The sequence below is a fragment of the Paenibacillus sp. S-12 genome (assembly GCF_030363895.1).
In the GTDB taxonomy this organism is placed as follows: domain Bacteria; phylum Bacillota; class Bacilli; order Paenibacillales; family Paenibacillaceae; genus Paenibacillus_B; species Paenibacillus_B alvei.
The window spans coordinates 210,185-225,484 of sequence record NZ_JASIUF010000002.1 but is presented as its reverse complement, the minus strand read 5'-3'; the positions used below and the strand labels follow the sequence as shown (position 1 = coordinate 225,484).

13 protein-coding genes are annotated in these 15,300 nt (G+C 46.1%); 5 read left to right on the top strand and 8 right to left on the bottom strand.

Annotation, left to right across the window (positions count from 1 at the left end):
• Window positions 1-281: 281 nt before the first annotated feature.
• The 4 genes from NO352_RS01020 to NO352_RS01005 form a co-directional block, all read right to left on the bottom strand.
• Window positions 282-2,132, bottom strand: a complete 1,851-nt coding sequence (locus NO352_RS01020; protein WP_289354751.1) for an ABC transporter ATP-binding protein — start codon at window positions 2,130-2,132, stop codon at window positions 282-284.
• Window positions 2,125-3,870, bottom strand: a complete 1,746-nt coding sequence (locus NO352_RS01015) for an ABC transporter ATP-binding protein (RefSeq protein WP_289354750.1) — start codon at window positions 3,868-3,870, stop codon at window positions 2,125-2,127. Before NO352_RS01015 ends, NO352_RS01020 begins: the two co-directional genes overlap by 8 nt.
• A 487-nt stretch (window positions 3,871-4,357) precedes the next feature.
• A complete protein-coding gene (locus NO352_RS01010) occupies window positions 4,358-4,588 on the bottom strand; it encodes a hypothetical protein (protein WP_289354749.1) in 231 nt (76 codons plus the stop codon).
• The gene (locus NO352_RS01005) at window positions 4,581-5,051 is read right to left on the bottom strand and encodes a class I SAM-dependent methyltransferase (protein ID WP_289354748.1); all 471 of its coding nucleotides are present in this window, start codon (window positions 5,049-5,051) and stop codon (window positions 4,581-4,583) included. Before NO352_RS01005 ends, NO352_RS01010 begins: the two co-directional genes overlap by 8 nt.
• Before the next feature lie 163 nt (window positions 5,052-5,214).
• On the opposite strand from NO352_RS01005, the gene NO352_RS01000 reads away from it, so the two are divergent.
• Window positions 5,215-6,471, top strand: a complete 1,257-nt coding sequence (locus NO352_RS01000; RefSeq protein WP_289354747.1) for a DUF438 domain-containing protein — start codon at window positions 5,215-5,217, stop codon at window positions 6,469-6,471.
• A 155-nt stretch (window positions 6,472-6,626) separates the two neighbouring features.
• Here NO352_RS01000 and NO352_RS00995 read toward each other — a convergent pair whose 3' ends face one another.
• Window positions 6,627-7,475 (bottom strand): EcsC family protein, encoded by an 849-nt coding sequence (locus NO352_RS00995; RefSeq protein WP_005542856.1) that lies wholly within the window; start codon window positions 7,473-7,475, stop codon window positions 6,627-6,629.
• A 336-nt stretch (window positions 7,476-7,811) separates the two neighbouring features.
• Here NO352_RS00995 and NO352_RS00990 point away from each other — a divergent pair, with 336 nt between their 5' ends.
• Both NO352_RS00990 and NO352_RS00985 read left to right on the top strand, forming a co-directional pair.
• The gene (locus NO352_RS00990) at window positions 7,812-8,750 is read left to right on the top strand and encodes a hypothetical protein (protein ID WP_005542857.1); all 939 of its coding nucleotides are present in this window, start codon (window positions 7,812-7,814) and stop codon (window positions 8,748-8,750) included.
• Window positions 8,751-8,818: 68 nt separating this feature from the next.
• On the top strand, window positions 8,819-9,061 hold the full coding sequence (locus NO352_RS00985; RefSeq protein ID WP_163976750.1) for an NHLP leader peptide family RiPP precursor: 243 nt from the start codon (window positions 8,819-8,821) through the stop codon (window positions 9,059-9,061).
• A gap of 81 nt (window positions 9,062-9,142) precedes the next feature.
• On the opposite strand, the gene NO352_RS00980 is transcribed toward NO352_RS00985, so the two are convergent.
• Complete coding sequence (locus NO352_RS00980) at window positions 9,143-10,213, bottom strand: sensor histidine kinase (RefSeq protein ID WP_262866349.1); 1,071 nt, start codon at window positions 10,211-10,213, stop codon at window positions 9,143-9,145.
• Between the two features lie 1,258 nt (window positions 10,214-11,471).
• On the opposite strand from NO352_RS00980, the gene NO352_RS00975 reads away from it, so the two are divergent.
• Window positions 11,472-12,077 carry a pentapeptide repeat-containing protein gene (locus NO352_RS00975; protein ID WP_289354746.1) on the top strand — a complete coding sequence of 202 codons (606 nt, stop codon included), beginning with the start codon at window positions 11,472-11,474 and terminating at the stop codon, window positions 12,075-12,077.
• 61 nt (window positions 12,078-12,138) lie between these two features.
• Here NO352_RS00975 and NO352_RS00970 read toward each other — a convergent pair whose 3' ends face one another.
• Window positions 12,139-13,278 carry a phosphodiester glycosidase family protein gene (locus NO352_RS00970; RefSeq protein WP_289354745.1) on the bottom strand — a complete coding sequence of 380 codons (1,140 nt, stop codon included), beginning with the start codon at window positions 13,276-13,278 and terminating at the stop codon, window positions 12,139-12,141.
• Between the two features lie 199 nt (window positions 13,279-13,477).
• The gene (locus tag NO352_RS00965) at window positions 13,478-14,233 is read right to left on the bottom strand and encodes an acyl-[acyl-carrier-protein] thioesterase (protein ID WP_289354744.1); all 756 of its coding nucleotides are present in this window, start codon (window positions 14,231-14,233) and stop codon (window positions 13,478-13,480) included.
• A 356-nt stretch (window positions 14,234-14,589) separates the two neighbouring features.
• Here NO352_RS00965 and NO352_RS00960 point away from each other — a divergent pair, with 356 nt between their 5' ends.
• Window positions 14,590-15,300 (top strand): futalosine hydrolase, encoded by a 711-nt coding sequence (locus NO352_RS00960; protein WP_268620060.1) that lies wholly within the window; start codon window positions 14,590-14,592, stop codon window positions 15,298-15,300.

Here is a 15,300-nt window from a genome sequence, read left to right as displayed (position 1 = left end):
AGTATTTATTTTATCTTTTACATGATAATTATTATTATTAAGCGTGTTATTAATTTAGCACACTGCGGAGTTATTATCAATAATAATTATAATTTAATATTTATTTTTAGTTAAAACATCAGACCAATCCTGTATCCATTATGAGTCAACCCATCATAGGGAATTCGAATTATAGGGCTCAGAAATGTAGAGAGGAAAAGCCCCTTATTCCCTGCGCAAATCAACTATCAGATTACAGGAGATAAGGAGCTTCTGGTATTGAGTGATATATGCAGATGGTGTTAGGCTCTTCGTTGATTGGAACGAGAATGATGAATCAGTTCGGCATAGTATCCGTCCTGTGCTAACAGCGATTCATGTGTCCCCTGCTCTGTCACGCGGCCATGCCGCATCACGATAATACGATCCGCATGCTGAATTGTAGATAAGCGATGAGCAATAACGAGCGTTGTCCGTCCCTCGGATACAACTTGCAGTGCTTGTTGAATAAGCTGCTCTGTATGAGAATCCAGGTGCGCCGTCGCCTCATCCAAAATAAGAATGCGAGGCTGAAACACAAGAATGCGCGCGAAGGAGATAAGCTGTCTCTCCCCTGCCGACAAACCACTTCCGCGTTCTGACAGCCTTGTATCATAACCCTTCTTCAAGCGTTTGATAAGACCGTGCGCGCCGACAGCCTTGCATGCCCAGACCACTTCTTCACGAGTTATCGTATTTTGAAATAATCGGACATTATCGAGGATTGAGCCGGAATAGAGAAACGGATCCTGCTGTACAAGTCCTACAATTTGATGCAGTGTATGTTGCGGCAGCTTGCGGATATCGACCCCGTCAATTTCCACGCTTCCCCGCTTGACATCATAAAATCGGGCTAGAAGGTTCACAAGTGAACTCTTGCCTGCCCCCGTAGTACCCACGATGCCTATAAATTCGCCTGGTCTAATATGCAGATCCAGATCGTGCAGCACGTCTCGGTCATCGACATAGGCGAAGCGAATATGGTTGAAGTCAATCTTCCCTTGGACATCAGAGGCTGCCACTTTATGGGTATCTTCCGGTTTTGGATCGGTCACTTCCGGCTGCACGCGGAAAATGCGCCATAAGCGATCCATAGATACGCTCGTCGACTGAAGCGTATTCCACTGCTGAGTAATATGGTTGATCGGCTGGAAAAATTGCCGAATGTAGTTGATAAAAGCATATAAAACACCGAATGCCAAAGAAGTATCCAATACCGCATAACCGCCAAGCCACACGATGAATGCAATGGATACGTTGCCCAATATATCGAAGGAGCGGTTGAACATGATGCTTGTTCGCACCTCGCGCAGGTTTTCACGCAAATACTTTCGATTCTGCTCAGTAAAGCGTTCCGTCTGCTCCTGTTCCTGATGAAATGTCTGAATCAGACTCATGCCTGACAGATTCTCCGCCAAGAAACCTATGAGTCTGGATAGTTCTCCGCGCGCGCGTTGATAGGCAGATCGCAAGGCCTTGCGAAAGGCGACCGCAATCGCAAAAATAATCGGAAATAAAATTAAGCTGTACAACGCAAGCTTCGCGTCAAGCGAGAACATAAAGGCCACAACCAATATAAGCGACAATCCATCCCTTACTGCACTTAGTAACACCTGGGTAAAGAACCGATTAATCGTTTCGGTGTCGCTCGACACGTTCGTCACAAGACTGCCCATCGAATGGCGATCGAAGAACGACATTGATTGCTTCGTAATATGCTCGAACAAGTCTTTCCGAAGCTGTCCGACAATCCCTTGCCCTACCTTCTGCAGCAGATTGGCCTGGATGTACGTAAACAATAAGCTGAGCAGCGCCAGCAGCAAATAACCGCCGCCAAGCATAAACAGCGTCTCCACTCCATGCTTGCCAGCTAGTACATGATCGTCAATTGCTATCTTTACAAGGTAAGGCTGCAGCAGATCCGCACCAATTGCGAAAAAGGTACATAAAAAAATCGCGAGAAACGTAAGGCGGTACGGCTTTGCATACGCAAGCATGGCGCGAAACGATTGCCTGCGATCGTCTGGAGATCTATCTGCAAGGCGTGGGCCGGGATTCTTAGGCTGGATCCGAGGGTTATTCCTACTGTTCTCATTCATTGTCGGCTCAGGCATTTCTCATCCCCTCCTCTTGAATCATATAGAGCGAGGCATAGTAGCCGCCTGTCCGGACAAGCTCTTCGTGCGTTCCGCGTTCCGCAATGCATCCATTTTCAAGCACAACTATTTCATCGGCGTGACGAACAGCACTAATGCGATGCGCAATAATGATATTGGTCTTGCCCTTCCTTACTGCTCGCAAGTTGTTCAATATCGTCGTCTCTGTCACAACATCGACTGCACTTACACTATCGTCCAATATGAGAATGGGGGCATTCTTAATAATCCCCCGCGCTAGGCTTGTGCGCTGGCGCTGGCCCCCGGACAAGGTAAGACCGCGTTCACCAAGCTTCGTACGGAATTGATCCGGGAATCCCATAATATTGTCCCATACATCCGCATGCTTTGCTGCATCCTCAACGGCTTCGTCTGCTGCATTCCGGTCGTAGAAAGCAATATTATCGCGAATCGTGGTACTGAACAGGAATCCATCCTGCGGTACATAGGCAATTTGCGTCCGTAAGCTCTCCAGCGTTCCTTGGCAAATGTCCTTGCCCCCAATCCATATCGTCCCTTCCGGTGGATCGTACACGCGTAGCAGAAGCTTCACCAGTGTCGACTTGCCGCTTCCCGTCTTGCCGACAATCCCCAGCGTCTTCCCGGTCGGAACATGAATACTCACGTCAGATAAGGATGCGCCGGTACCCTCAGGATAAGTAAATGATAAATGTTTGATTTCAATTGCCGCTTTCTCTGCCGAAATAGGCATCGCATCATCCAGTTCGCGGATGTCCGGTTCTTCAGTTAGCAGTCGGTTCAAGCGGTCAAGCGAGGCTCTGGAGCGCAGCATCACATTAATTACGTTGCCGATTTGCTGGAGGGGCGTCATAATCATGCGCAAATATAGGGTCAATGTAACGAAGCTGCCAAGAGACAACTGTCCCTGAATGGACAGAATGCCTCCGTACGTGATCGCAATAACGAGCGAAAGTGCGCCTGCGAACGGAATGAGCGCCTGAAACAAAGAAGTCATACGAACAAGCCCCAATTGATTGTCACGAATTTCATCGACTGTAGCTCCAAAGCGTTCCTCTGCCACATGCTCCACTGCGAACGTCTTCGTCACCTTCATGCCTCCGAATTGCTCTTCTGCAGATTCGGTCATTGCCGCCAGTGATTCCTGCACCGCTCGCGAGCGAGTTCGAATGCGCGGCCCGAAATAGATGACGATCAGCGGTATCGTTAGCAGTGGAAGCACACATACGAATACCAAGTACAACGGAATACCGCTTATGCCCATCATGATGATGACAGACAAGAGCAGGATCGTAGCATTCGTTGTCTGGTTCACACCGTTGGCGATCGTTTCTCGGACTGAGGTCACGTCATTCATGAAGTAGCTTAACAGCTTGCCTACACCATGATTCGAATAATAGTGCTCGCTCAGCTTGGTGAATTGGACGAACAGCTTCTGCCTCGTATTGAATTCGAACTCGCGTCCAAGGCGGTGATTCACGTATTGTCCGATACCGAACAAGAGACCGTAGCCTATTGCCACTCCCAGCAGCCATAAGCTGTAATGAATCACCGCTTCCTTCGTCAGCCCCTTCATCTGCAAATCATCTGTGAACCGCCCTAGCAAGGTCGGGAATAGAGAATAAATGATATTGGCTAATGCCATGCAGCCCACAGCTATCACATACAGCGGCAGATGAGCCCGGACATGACTAAGCAGCAGCGTCTTTCCCTTCATGGATAGCACCACATCCTGTCTCTTATTCTTTTGTTATAGCCGCTGCTTCACCATACAGCATCGGCTGACTCGTTATCAGCCGCATGCGGGTGCAGCGTGTTCATTGCATTTTTTGAAAGTTATTTTGTCACTGCATTTTCTTTATCGCACTGTGTATATCTGTACATAAATAGTAATGGAAATGTCCACCACACACAAACCATATTTTTACATACAGACATACAAGCAGCCATACTTTACTTTACAAAATATTCATCCCTTCCTTCTTAAATATAAGGTGTTCACCCCATCCAAATAGGCCGTACGGTTCAGGAGTAGGTATAGAAGAAATGAAGTCGGCAAAAGTTTTGCGTTAGAGATAATGCGGACAACGTTATTGCACAGGGAAACAGAAAAGCCGCTTGCCTCGATCTGAGGAAGCGGCTTGAAACTGCAAATAACGTCATCTACGTGCGACTTATGAAATTGTTCGGAAACAAGCTACAAGCTAATTATGGGCAGCTAAAATCAATGCCGAGGCATCTGATGCATAAGGCGCCTTTTCAAAATTACTGTAAGCTTCGATATGATCAAATCCGCATTGTTCAAGCATCTGCACTAGCTGATTGTACGTAACCGGGATCAAGGGGATGGAGCTGCTCACCGACTGACCATTAGCCGTCAACGTCGTCGTAAACAGCACCTTATCATCAACAAGCTCGTAGCTTCTTTCAAACATTGCGAATGACCGGGAACGTAAAATTGCTTCCGGCAAGTACGTTATCATAGTTCACAACTTGAATGAGCAGTGTTCCGTGTGCCCGCAAACTCCCGTACGACTGCTGCAGAAATTGATGAATCTCCTTCCTGTCCTGAAGGTGTGCAAGCGTATTGCCCACACAGTATATGCCATCATAGTGATCGGTGAGCTGCTCCAACTCCAGCATAGAGGTTGAGATGGCCGTAAGCCGCCCGCATTGCTTCGCTTTCGCTCGGATGCGAGCACACATCGCCACCTCAGGTTCGGCCGCAGTAACGTTGTAGCCCGCTTCCGCAAGCGCGTAAGCAATATTGCCTGTGCCCGCTCCCATATCAAGCAAGGAGCTTCCTTCTGCATAATAGGATGAAATATATCGCAGCTGCTTTTCATTTGCCGGAAAGAGAACATCATAATACGGAGTTAAAGCGCGATAGAACGTCATGTGAAAGATCTCCTCTGTTAAGCCTTTATTAGCATATAATCGGATTTAACTATATCGTAAAAACTTGATGCAAAATGTGATCTCAATCAAATCATCCAGAGTCTTTCTTTGCTATCATAACCATGCATTGATAATGAATCTCAATTGCAAAGGAGAGCTAAAAATGAGTGAACTTATTAATAATCGCGAGAACTGTACCTTACATCATACAGAACGTCAACAGCTTCTTAAACAAATCATAAAGGATCTTCATAACGGACAATCAGAAGATGCTGTGCGCGAACGATTCAAGCAAGCGATCGGCAATGTTACCGTACAAGAAATATCGCAGTTGGAAGAAGCCTTGATGAGGGAGGATGGCATTCCTGTTCAAGAGGTGCAGCGTCTTTGCTCTGTGCACGCTTCCGTCTTCGAAGGATCGATTGAGGATATCCATCGTTCGGATCGCGCCGAAGATCAACCAGGACATCCCGTTCATACGTTCAAGCTGGAAAATAAAGCGATCGATCAGCTCGTCAATTTCAAAATGAAACTTCATAGCGAACAATATGCCAAAAATGATACAGAGCAGAATCGATACAAGCTCTTAAATGACCTGAACTTGTTGTTAGACGTCGATAAACATTACAGCCGTAAAGAAAATCTGCTATTCCCTTATCTTGAGAAATATGGAATTTTCGGTCCAACAAAGGTAATGTGGGGCGTTAATGATCAGATTCGGGCTTCCATTAAAGAGGCGAAGCGTCAATTAATGGAGCACACACCTAATCAGCAGAAAATCCTGAATCTGCTTCAGATCGTCATACATGAAGTGACTGCCATGATATCGAAGGAAGAGAATATTTTGTTCCCGATGGCATTGAACGCCTTAACGGAAGACGAATGGCTCAAAATCGCGCATGAGAGCGAAACGATCGGCTATTGCTTGGTAGAGCCTGCTGGAACGTGGAGCCCAGCGCGCCATCACATTAAAGACTTCCCCGAACAGAATGATTCGACTGATGAGGAATCACTTGACGGTTACGTTCGCTTTGAGACTGGAATCTTGTCCGTCAAGCAACTGGAAATGATCATGAACCATCTTCCCGTCGATCTTACCTTCATCGATCAAGATGACGTGGTTCGGTTCTTCTCTCATGGCAAGGATCGAATCTTCGCGCGCACGAAAGCCGTAATCGGACGGACGGTTCAGAACTGCCATCCGCCACAGAGCGTCCATGTCGTGAATGAGCTGTTGGCGGACTTTAAGGCAGGCAAGAAAGATGTCGAAGATTTTTGGATACCATTCAAGGATAAGTTTGTATATATACGCTATTTCGCGGTTCGGGATGAATCGGGGCAATATATGGGGACATTGGAATTTACGCAAAATGTAAGCGAGATACGAGCATTAGAGGGACAAAAGCGCATCATGTCCTAGATAACTCTGTTCTCCAACACTGGCTCACCGGTACCGTCTTTCTTACGCGAAATGTACCGTAGGCAGCACAATCAGCCCAACTGCTGCTTGCAAGCCGCTTTCCTTTTCATTCAAGGGAGCGGCTTGAAGCAATAAGCACTGTCTGCAACTAACGCTTAGCAACTTGCATCCGGCACCTTCATGCGTTCCAGTACCGCCCGCTTGCGATACAGCATCTGCGCCGTCTCCGCCATGTCATGAATCATGGAGCGGTTCATGAACGAACCGAACACCATTCCGATGACCGGCACGGATTGGAACAGCTTCTTCCAGCCAAAATTATCAGTAAAGGACACCATCGTTTCCCGCCAGCCCTGTACTTCAGACAGGGAGTCACGAAGCCTATTCGGGTTGTCATAGTCGCCAATGTCCTGCAGCACTGCCTGCTTGCCTACAATGTCCGACATCGTAAGCTGCATGCACTTTACAATAAAGAGCCTCTCTCTTGGATCATCCGGATCAAAGCCGTAGCATATCGCCGTCTCCTGAAGCACTTTCAAAGCAATCCCTAGAACCGCGGGGATATCAACCGCCAACGTAAATATGCCGCCAAATCCGGTCGTCGCTCCTTGCGCAAATGCTACTGTTTTATTGGATTCCTTTACCGAATCCGCAACAGCATTGCTCAGGGCCAGCGGCATCTGCCTCACACCTGACAAATCCAGAGGACTCCCCTGTGCAGTGAAGGCCGCGAACGAGTCAGGCTCTTCTTCTTTCCACTTGTTGCAGAGCTTCTGCAATATGCTTTTTTTCTGGACTAAATAGCTTCCGCCTGTATGGAGATAGCCCCCCAGCTCATCCAGCAATTCAGCCATTTTGTTTTGTATCCCTTTGGGAGTAAAGCGATCCAGCAGCGTGAACGGCAGCCGTCCTACTTTTTCAAAAATGGATAAATCCTTCTGCTCGCGTTCCCATACTTCAATCGCTTGCAGCATCTGTTCAAGTTCAAGTCTCGATTCTCCCATCGTTCTTTATCTCTCCGTCCCCGCATTAGAATAAACAATTATTTCTATACCATACGGAATGACTTCATGTAGGTTGCGTCTCCTTTTCTCCCAAATGCTCTGCAGTTCGCTTAATACAATCGGAAACACAGCAGGGATATAGATGCCAGCGAAAAGTTGGAAGAGATTCATACCGAAGGGTCAGCAATTTTCTTGTCGTTTTGTCCAATCTTCCTCTATACTTGGTGGTAATTAAATAAATTTTTATATTTTCATATATTTATGTTCCTGCAACTTAATCTTTTATCTATCTTCATTGATGTCTTCATGTTCGTTCCATAGAAAGAAGGGATAACTATGCATTGGTATGAACCGTTCCAGTCTGAGATTGAACAAGTCTTTCATGAGGCCGAATGTATCATCGGAGCATTCCCAGCCCCTTTGAATGCGGCAGGATTACGTTATTTGGAGAAGTTCAACCCTGGCAATGATCGAAGCACGGACAATTATATATGTTATTGTCTGCCTTATTGGATGCAGGACATGACTGGACTCACGACAACGCATTGCCGCCGCTTGGCTCTGGCAGGAATATTCGTCATGCTCTATTACTTCATTCAGGATGATGTCATGGACAACGATTGCGGTAATCCAACCGAGCAGCTTGCCTTAGGAAATCTATGCTACATCGAGCTGCTTGACATCTATAGACAGCTATTCCCTCCCCAGTCCCCATTCTGGGACAGCTTCAGGCAGTACACATTAGAATGGGTCCATGGCGTCACAAGCGAGCGTATTCAGGATGTATTCATGACGAATCGCCTTAAGGTCGCTTATAAGGCTGCACCTGTCAAGCTGGCAAGCAGCGGAGCTCTATACTTAACAGACATGGAGGACAGGCTCCCGCAAGTATCCGAGGCCATTAATACTGCGCTTATCTGTTTGCAAATGAATGACGATTGGGCAGATTGGCAGACAGATCTGCAAGATGGAAGCTATAATTGCCTGCTGGCCTGGATTCGTTCTATAAATCAAATTCCGACAAATGAACCACTTACTGAGCAGTTCGTTCGACATGCCATTACCGTATCGGATGTCCTTTATTCCTTTGGTCAAGAAGCGTTGACACTGCAAGCCAAGCTGGATGCCATGCCGGAATCAGCCCCTCATATCATTGAATTCAGCCGCTCATTAGTAGAAAATCTGTTTGAAGAAGCCGACCGGATTCGACAACATCGGGAAGCTCTGATGATGGGCGGATTGTCATATTGGTTGTCGAATTCGGTAACAAAGTAGTAGTTTGCGGAATACGCAGAATGATACATTGGAAGCGCAAGATATCCCATTCTAAAGGAGGGGTACACATGGTTTCTGCGGATCAACTACTTAAAAACCAAATCATTCACAAAGCTTGGGAAGATCCCTCATTTAAGGAACGATTGCTGTCTAATCCGAAAGCAGCTATTAAAGAACTACTGGGCATTTCAATTCCTGACCATGTTGAATTGACGACTCAGGAAGAAACAAAAGATCACTTCATCCTCGTCATTCCTCCAAACCCGGCAGAAATACTTCCTACCGACAATGTTCGGCGTTTTTTCTGGTAATCCATTTTTCCTTCCTCGAAAATGGGCTTCCCTATCATTCTCATGACTTGTGGGATGCCCTTTCTCTCTAATTAATCTATTTTATGCCCCACTATGTAACGATAGAGGCGGCTCCTCAAATGCTGCGGGGAAGCGCACAACTGCTTCCGTCCCCTTCCATTTTTCGCTATAAAAATGAATACTTCCTTTCATAACTTCTATAATTCGGAAGGTAACCATTAGACCTAACCCTGTCCCCTTTGTCTTGTTTGAGAAGTAAGGTTCACCTAATCTAGCAATCTCCTGATTATCCATACCAATGCCAGTGTCCTTGACGCAAATGATAATATTCCCCTCTGCTGCATACCCCTCAATTCGAATCGCTCCTCCATCCTGCAGTGCTTCGATGCTATTCTTGATCAGATTGATAAAGACTTGCTTGAACTTAGAAGAGTTTCCGTAAATAAACAGATCTAGTTCTACGTCCAGATCTATGACTCCACCCTGCATATTTGCAAGCGGAGTCAGTATCCCTTCTATTTGCCTGAGCTCATCCCCAACATCCAGAATCACAACATCCTCCAGCTCCGGCTTCGCGAAAGTTAGAAAATCAGTTATTATTCCTGAAGCCCGATCAAGCTCAGTTAAGGCTAGCTTCACATATTCCTTTTCCTTGTCATCGGAATGATTTCGCAGAAGTTGAAGGAATCCTCGGGTCACTTGGAGCGGATTACGTACTTCATGGGCTACAGAAGCCGCAAGTTCACTGATGATGTGCATCTTTTCGGAGTGCTGCAGCTTACCGTTGTACATTTCTAGCTCTTTGGAATACTCAATTACTTGTTCATGGTTGGCAACAATTCGTCTGCCCATAATCATAATAAAGGCAATAACAAAAGCCACAACGCCCCATTTCCAAATGGTAAGTTCATATTGACCAGATCGAACCAAAAACCAAACTAATTCTCCTAATGTCACTACAGCAAAAACAATAAAGCCAATCGCAAACAATATTGCATCCACATTTTTTCGAACAGCATATACAATCGATAGACCAACTAGCAAACACAACTGCAGGACAATAATAATGGCATACACAGTAACTGTAAGAAAATAAAAGACGCCGTAAAATTGATTGTTCATAGGGGATATGAAAATCACGCCCAAAAGCATAAGGATTCCATATCCTATTTGAAACTTTCGGATTTTAGAGGTTAGAGAATACGGTCCAGGACCGGTAATTTGTTCAAAATAATAGGTTAACGCAGGAAAGAGAAATTGCATGGCTATATCGAATAAGCGAACAGTATACCTTCCATATTCTCCGAAAAAAATATAAATAAATTTTGAATGCGTGATCATAATAATACCCGCACACAATATAACAATATTCAGAGACAACCAGCTCGGTAAGTCAATGTTGCGAAGACATAGGACACAGATGAACATCACGAGGGCGACAAATATCAAGGAGCTTCCTAGTAGGATATCAATAAGCCCTTGGCTCGCATAATCTTGTATAATGTCTTGATAATCGCCAATAATAACTGGTTTTTGAATCCCTATTCGTTCAACTGTTGAAAATGCGTGAATGTAGATGTGCTGCCCGCTTGAAGAGGGTTTTATCGGTACTAAGACCTGAAAAACATCAGATCCATAATCGCGTGCAGAATGGTATAGTCTTCTTCCTTCCTCCGAATATACATCTACACTAAATCCGTATAACATACTTATGTATAATCCGGGTTGCTCCCAATGGACAGAGGGAATTGATATTCGATACCAAGCAGATTGGTTTCCTTGGGGCTTCAACGGAATGTTAGTTTGAATATCAACAGGCTTCCATCCCTCTGCTCTGCTTTTAATGTCCTTCCATGCGCTTTGCCGCTGCTCCCATATTACATCCCATTGGGTAAGCGTGATTTTTGAGGGTTCTGGTTGTGTGGATAATAGAGAAGGGAATGTTATTGCTCCAATAACCAATAGAATGAGGCCAATGAAAATACCTCGCGTGATCCAGTTTCTAAATCCCATTTCACACCTCTGCATGTATTCAAGGATCATTCCATATCCGATAAGGGCAATACTTCAACAAAAATATGTAAAATCCTTCTTATAATCTGGAAATCGAACCAATTCTGATACGCGTCTCCAAAAAATATAATGAAGTACAGGGATCTTGTTGAAAATGCCCGCTCATGCCACTTATGTGTCGATCAATGTGAGGGAGAAGACATAGTGATAGTATATACGAAACAATTGCGAGATGACTGTCGAAAAAAGAATGTCGAATGGATTTTTTCATAATCGTATCCTTTGTTGGGTTCGTTCCTAACAGATGCATTGCAAGCAGGCAGATTTCCTTGTTACGATGAATACATAAATAGATGATATACATCGTACGTAATGTAATCTACAAAGGAGTAACCCTATGACAACTTATATAGAAGAACATTATAACGGCAACGATTTCAGCTATGTGAATTGGAGCGAGTCTGAGCTTCGCAACTGCACGTTTACCTCCTGCCGTTTTCGAGGCGCTCAACTGGCCGGAGCATTGACAACAGGCTGCCAATTTATTGACTGTGACTTCACTGGAGCTATACTTAATGGCTCTATCCATACGCGAAGCGCGTTTACGAATTGCCGATTTACAGGAGTTAATTTATTCGCAGCAAAATTTGAAGAATGTAAAATGGTAGGGACTGATTTCACCAATGTATTATGGGACGGCATTACGATCAACGGAGGAGATTGGTCGTATACAAATTTGCGCCATGCGAATTTTACGAGGCAGGATTTGCGCAGTGTTCGTTTCATGGAGGCGGATCTAACAGAAAGCAAGCTGGAGAAAGCTGACCTGCGGGATGCCGACTTAACCCGCACAAATCTTACCAAAACTAAGCTTACAGGTGCAGATCTGCGAGGGGCTGATTTGAGCGGAGTGAATTTCAAAGCGCTGGATCTTGCTAAAGTCCGAATTGATATGTTCCAAGCCGTTGCATTTGCTAAGGCATATGGAGCCAAGGTAGATTAGTATATAGTAACAGCCGTAATCTGCTAATATAGCAAATTGCGGCTGTCATTCATCATGCTTTTTATTTGAAAATAAGCAGCGCATTGCTAATGCTGCGCCCAGGGTATGTCATATATCTTCCATTGTAATAAAGGCCACTGGATGCCCCGCCATCCAAATTCATAGCCTGATAAGCGCCAGCCTGCTTCATCACTCTAGCAAGCTCTGGAATCGTAGCACTAGATGTAGTCAAGATAATTAGCTTGTAATCCTTCGTTAGACCAACAGCACTGCGTATACTGCTGTGCTTCAATATTTTAGGGTCTTTAAATCCCTCGCCTTTCAGATTGACGGTGATCTTGCCATCTGTAAGAAGACGCGGCCCTACCTGCAGCGCTCCTTGCACATCTCCTTCATTAAATCGCTCCAAGAACGATTCTCCCGGGATCATCTCTACCTGATTCCCCTTCGTAAACACAAGCACACTCCGTTTATCACCAGAGCCATTATGTATCATTCTTCCATTTCTAACTACATAGCCATACGGGACTCTCACCTTATTCTTGGAGTAGGCATCAAAATAGCCCCCATTTATCGCAGCTACGGCATAATTACGCTGTGCCATATGCTTGAGGTTATCGACCGAGCCCTCTCCTCCGTAACCAACTCCTACGCCGAGACGAATACGAGGATGCAGCAGATTTATGGTCAGCATCGAGGCATACACCCGCTTGCTTCCAACCTTGAATGCTCGCTTACTCTTCTCAATCGATGATGCTTGGCTGCTCCGCTGCTTCGAAACGACAGGCAGGCGAACATGACTGTCTCCACTCCAAAAATGGACAACCGATCCGTTCTTGTCCCATTCCATGTTCAGACTCATCGCTTCGCTGACGATTCGTACCGGAACATAAGTCGTCCCCCCTGATCGGAAGGGGGCTGCATCCAGCTCCGTATCAACCCCATTGACATATGCCTGCGTCGTACCTAATGTCATCTCCAGATAATTATCGTCGCTTACCACCTCTATGCGCTTGCTCACAGGCTCCCATGTCACTTGATAATGAAGTTTATCGCTCAAATAGCGTATTGGAACGTAAGTGCGGTACGCCTTCGTATCCATAAGCCCATATGAACTCGCATCTGCATTAGCTTGCCCCTGCGGTATAATAACTGTAAAAGTTAAGGCTAGCCCTAGAACTGCTGTGATTATTTTTTTCAATTTTGGCACTCTCCCCAAGGTGTAAATCCAAATTCAGGAATATAGTATCATATCATCATTTTGATGACGGTGTCTTTTTTCGACAACAATATCAATTTGCCGACGTGATCTGAGGAATCTGACGATTGATGTCGTGGTCAATGAGAAGAGGAGCGCAACGTCAGCGCTCCCCAATATCCGGCACCATCTTATCCAGTAACTAACCTTCTCGATAAATAACTTCCGCATCGAACAGCGTACTGCCATCTGAAGCTTGTCCACGAATAAAGCAGCGGCTATCTTCTGCATGCAGCGTTTCAGCAGTAGATCGATATATATCTACCTGATCCCCGAGAATGATTTCCTTATGGTACGTAATTCGAAAGCGCGACACACCTCGCTCCAATTCCTCTTGCGTCATCGCATCCAAGCATATATCAGCAAATCTGGCATTGTTCAAATGGCCGTTCATATCAATGCTGCTCTGTCTAACGTATAGCGTGTACGACAATTCAAGATGAGTCTCATCCGGTATCACGACTTTCTCCGGCATGTCTCCTACAGAATCCTTATCATTCACCGGAACGTCATAAGGAAACGCTGAGGCTCGCAAGATGCGCCGCTTGTTCAGGTCGACAAGCGCCCATGTGGTGCAGGACTGTGCCACTAACTGCCGCTCTGCATCATACGCAACATAATCACGCAGCCATTGTACACCCTTGGCCCCCTTATGCCATGTATCCAATTGAAGCACATCACCGTACTTCGGCGTGCGCATCAGTTCAAGGTCAACTGTCAGCAACATCCATGCCATACCGCTGCTCACCAACTCATCCATCGATACTTGATGTGCTGCGAGGTGGGAATCCCCTGCCCGCTGCATCCATTCCATCAAGGTCGATAAGCGGCAATCCCGCTTATAATCACAGTTATCGGATGATACTTCATGCTGCTCACTCCAACGCCGAGTGTCCACTTGTACCCCCCACTCCTTCCGAACCAACGGCCGTCTACATCTGACTCGCCTATCGTTTTATTCCTTGTTTATCATAACCGATAATCACTTCGAATGGCGTTATTCATCTGACCAAACCTGTTATTTTTACCGACATTTCATCTCTTCATCAATCTCCGTATAATATGTTAGTATAAACATAATGTATGAATCAAGCTAAAAATCAAGCTGAGCTTGTACGAATTCAGCAAGTAATTCCGCTCTTTACAGAAATTCATGAACAAGATACTTTGAATGAAGTATATCAATTTTAAATAATCATGGATGCAATAAACGGCGAACGAAGCGTTTGTCTTGCATGGGTAAGGAGTAAACACATGATGAAGGAAATGAAAGCTGCCTCAACATGTACCGATGAGGCGGTTGCACAAGATGCGGGCGGACGCGTACTTATTGTGACCTCAGTAGCGCCCGAACGGGATGCTGTATTGCGTGGTCTTCAACAGCATCCGCAATTTGACGTTATCATCGGCGGAGTAGGTGTCGCATCTGCCGCTGCTCGGACGGCACGGGCGCTGACGCTCGCGAATTCATCGCATTATCGGCTCGTCATATGCGCAGGTATCGGCGGAGGATTTCCAGAGCAAGCTGAAATTGGCTCATTAGTCGTCGCAAGCGACATCATTGCTGCCGATCTTGGCGCAGAGACGCCGGAGGGCTTCATCAGTCTGGACGAGCTTGGATTCGGCTCCGCACGCATCCCTGTCGATGCTGAGCTTGTTGCTCGCGCAACGGCAGCACTGCAAGCAGCGAATCTGCCAGCACGCTCCGGCCCTGTGCTAACAGTTGCAACTGTCACAGGCTCGGCAGCAACAGCGGCACACATGGCAGTACGTATTCCCGGTGCTGCCGTTGAAGCGATGGAAGGCTATGGCGTAGCTACCGCAGCACATGAATTTGGCTTGCCGGTGCTGGAGCTTCGTTCCATATCGAACGCCGTCGGCCCGCGCGATCGTGCTGCTTGGCGTATTCAAGAAGCGCTGGAATCACTGGAAGCTGCCAGCGCTGTATTAACGGAGGTGCTGTAA

Coding starts and splice junctions, on each gene's coding strand:
- NO352_RS01015 (WP_289354750.1), bottom strand. CDS start 3,870: ATGAAGGGAAAGACGCTGCTGCTTAGTCATGTCCGGGCTCATCTGCCG.
- NO352_RS01010 (WP_289354749.1), bottom strand. CDS start 4,588: ATGTTTGAAAGAAGCTACGAGCTTGTTGATGATAAGGTGCTGTTTACG.
- NO352_RS00995 (WP_005542856.1), bottom strand. CDS start 7,475: ATGGGAGAATCGAGACTTGAACTTGAACAGATGCTGCAAGCGATTGAA.
- NO352_RS00990 (WP_005542857.1), top strand. CDS start 7,812: ATGCATTGGTATGAACCGTTCCAGTCTGAGATTGAACAAGTCTTTCAT.
- NO352_RS00960 (WP_268620060.1), top strand. CDS start 14,590: ATGATGAAGGAAATGAAAGCTGCCTCAACATGTACCGATGAGGCGGTT.
- NO352_RS00975 (WP_289354746.1), top strand. CDS start 11,472: ATGACAACTTATATAGAAGAACATTATAACGGCAACGATTTCAGCTAT.
- NO352_RS01020 (WP_289354751.1), bottom strand. CDS start 2,132: ATGCCTGAGCCGACAATGAATGAGAACAGTAGGAATAACCCTCGGATC.
- NO352_RS00980 (WP_262866349.1), bottom strand. CDS start 10,213: ATGCTTTTGGGCGTGATTTTCATATCCCCTATGAACAATCAATTTTAC.
- NO352_RS01005 (WP_289354748.1), bottom strand. CDS start 5,051: ATGACGTTCTATCGCGCTTTAACTCCGTATTATGATGTTCTCTTTCCG.
- NO352_RS01000 (WP_289354747.1), top strand. CDS start 5,215: ATGAGTGAACTTATTAATAATCGCGAGAACTGTACCTTACATCATACA.
- NO352_RS00985 (WP_163976750.1), top strand. CDS start 8,819: ATGGTTTCTGCGGATCAACTACTTAAAAACCAAATCATTCACAAAGCT.